General features: G+C 65.9%; 2 protein-coding genes and 1 pseudogene. All 3 read right to left on the reverse strand.

Features of this window, described 5'->3' with window-relative positions; all coding sequences use genetic code 11:
- Window positions 1-67: 67 nt before the first annotated feature.
- The gene (locus AVL62_RS16535) at window positions 68-292 is read right to left on the reverse strand and encodes a helix-turn-helix domain-containing protein (protein WP_083518730.1); all 225 of its coding nucleotides are present in this window, start codon (window positions 290-292) and stop codon (window positions 68-70) included.
- Window positions 279-890, reverse strand: coding sequence for a DUF2975 domain-containing protein (locus AVL62_RS05635; protein WP_083518731.1), 612 nt, complete (start codon window positions 888-890; stop codon window positions 279-281). Before AVL62_RS05635 ends, AVL62_RS16535 begins: the two co-directional genes overlap by 14 nt.
- A 469-nt stretch (window positions 891-1,359) precedes the next feature.
- A pseudogene (locus tag AVL62_RS05640) lies at window positions 1,360-2,061 on the reverse strand (IS1634 family transposase); the annotation flags it as partial.
- Window positions 2,062-2,451: the final 390 nt, after the last annotated feature.

Consider the following 2,451-nt stretch of genomic DNA (forward strand, 5'->3'; position numbering starts at 1 on the left):
AACCACCCTCCCAGCGGCGTCTTGACACAGAGGGGTGCCAGATGAGTGCGCCGGCATGGCCCCTTGGTCACCGTCGCGGTGCGATGTCGAGAAGATCGGCTGGAGTGCATTTCAGTGCGTCGCAGATGAGTGTGAGACTGCTGAAGCGCACTGCCTTGGCATGGCCATTTTTCAGGATGGACAAGTTGGCCATGGTCAGACCTGTGGCGTGCGAGAGCTCGGTGAGCGTCATCTGCCGCTCGTCCAGCACCTCCCCGAGCCGCGAGACGATTCGGTGTTCAGACGAGGCCATCGGTGTCTTCGCTGAGCTGCCTCCCGCGGTGGAACGCTTGGGCAAGAACGCCCGCAACCGCTGCGGCGACGAGCATGTTGAGCGAGAGGGCAGGCAGGTCGGTACCCAGGGCTCCGCCGCCGTGCGAGTCGGCGGCTGATGGGAACCAGCCGTTGAGGGCGGCGATGGTGGCCACGTCGATCAGCAACCTGAGAATGATGAGCACGAGCAGCCATGAGGAAGCTCGACGCAGACGGCGAATGACGTCCTCGGCGAACGGGCGTCCTTCTGCCGAGCGGCGGGCCAGCAAGTGGACGGTGCGAAAGACGATGACGAGCATCACGGTCATCGCCACTGTGCTGGTGGTGCCGAGGGCACGCAGCCAGAAGGGGAGCGCAGTGATTTCAGTGGTCGCGGGATCGGGGCCGAGTTGAAGGTTGAGGATCTGCGGCAGGGACTCCGGCGGCACCCAGGCGTTGTCCTGTGGCACGAGAGGGATCCCGGACAGGTTGATCCAAACCCGCAGGAGGCAGAGCGCGATGACTACCCCTGTTAGGGCGTTGACCACCGCTATGGCCCACGAGGCCTTCGTGGTTCGGGTGTCCTGGGCTGCCGGCATACACTCACTCCATATCGATTATCGGTATCCCGATAAACAATAAGGCGCGACGCCGCGCGCCGCAAGGGGGCGGCCCCGGAGGCTGTCGGAGCGAGCATGGTCAGCGTGATCGGCTTGCGGCATGTGAAGGAGTGAGGCAGGGGCAAGGTCGCGGCCGGGGTGAAGCCCTACTGGTCGGCAGCCTCCCCCTCCGAGCCTGGCGCTCCGTGAGCGCCTGGTACTAGGACCGCTTCGCTCCGCTGCGGGGCCGTCAATTGCAGTAGACTCGGATGCTCGGTAAAAAGGGTTCGCAGCAATTCGATCACCCACCCGATCGCTTTGTCGCGAGCCTCTCGAACGCCCTCAACATTGACTTTCCCTTGATCCCCGTGGACAAGCTTCGAGCGGAGTCCATAGACTTTCTTCATAGCCTTCAGAGTATCGCTTGCGGTGACATCATCGGCGAGCAACTTGCAGGATGGGTAAACGGTAACGTCGGCAGCATCGTCTTGGTCTCGGCCTTGTTGCCCTCGAAGGCGTGCACCATCAGCGGGAACCCGTTCGCGTCCGAGAGGAGGCCGACGGTGATCTGAGGCTCCAGGCGTCGTTCCTTGCTGAACCCGGGCTCGCGGAACCCGTCGCCCTCGTCGGTCTCGAAGTACAACGTGGTGACGTCGTACAGCACCAGGGTGGCGGGTCCGAGGTTGACCTGGGCCGCGCAGGCTGCGGCCAGCTGCTCGCGGAACCCGATCGCTGAGTACAGGCTCAGCCGGCGCTTGATCGTGCGGTACGACGGCGCCGGCACGCCGATCTCCTCCAGCACCCGCACGGCGTCCAGCTTGGAGGTGGGCTCCACGATCCGCGCCAGCACCAGCTGCCGGAACACCTCATCGTCGACGGCGGCGTCGAACCCCAGTGCCGCGTAGGCCGCGGCCAGCGAGTCCCACAGGTGCCCCATCCGCGTGGCGGTGATCGGCAACGGGCCACCTGCGGGCGGGAGCTGGATGGCGAGGTCCAGCTCGCCCTGCCCGGCCGCCAGCCGCTGCCGGGCGGCCGCCTTCAGCGCCTCGACCTCGGCATCGGTGTGCCCCGACCCGATGTGCTCGATGTCCCGCGAGCCCTTTCGCGAGGAGTGCACGATCTGCACCGCGGTCGCCCCGGAGGCGGTCTTCACGGTGCGGATGTAGGCCACCGACCCACTCTAGTGACCCCGATTAGTGCGCAAATCTGGCGTCCTGGGGTCACGACACTGCTGGTCAGAGCGCCGTGACCGTCACCGGCCCGGAAAAGTGGCCCAAGTCAGGGCACAGCACGGGGTGAAGGTCAGCGGAGACGGTCCGCCGCCAGTGGCTGGCCCAGTTCGTGACCCGCAAGACCCCCAAGGCCGCGGAGGACCTGATCTGCCGATGCCGCCGGTGGCCAGCGAGACGACCGCGCAGCGGCTTTCGATGCCTCACTATCACAAGGGTCCTCCTGACCCGGTAGAGCAGCCCAAAGGATCCCGGCCGCGGCGTCACCTCGTACCCCCAGGAGCGGTATGTCGGCTCTTCGAGTTTGAGCGTGGTCCCGGGTGTTCACGCCG

The organism is Serinicoccus chungangensis, assembly GCF_001483745.1.
GTDB classification, from domain to species: domain Bacteria; phylum Actinomycetota; class Actinomycetes; order Actinomycetales; family Dermatophilaceae; genus Ornithinicoccus; species Ornithinicoccus chungangensis_A.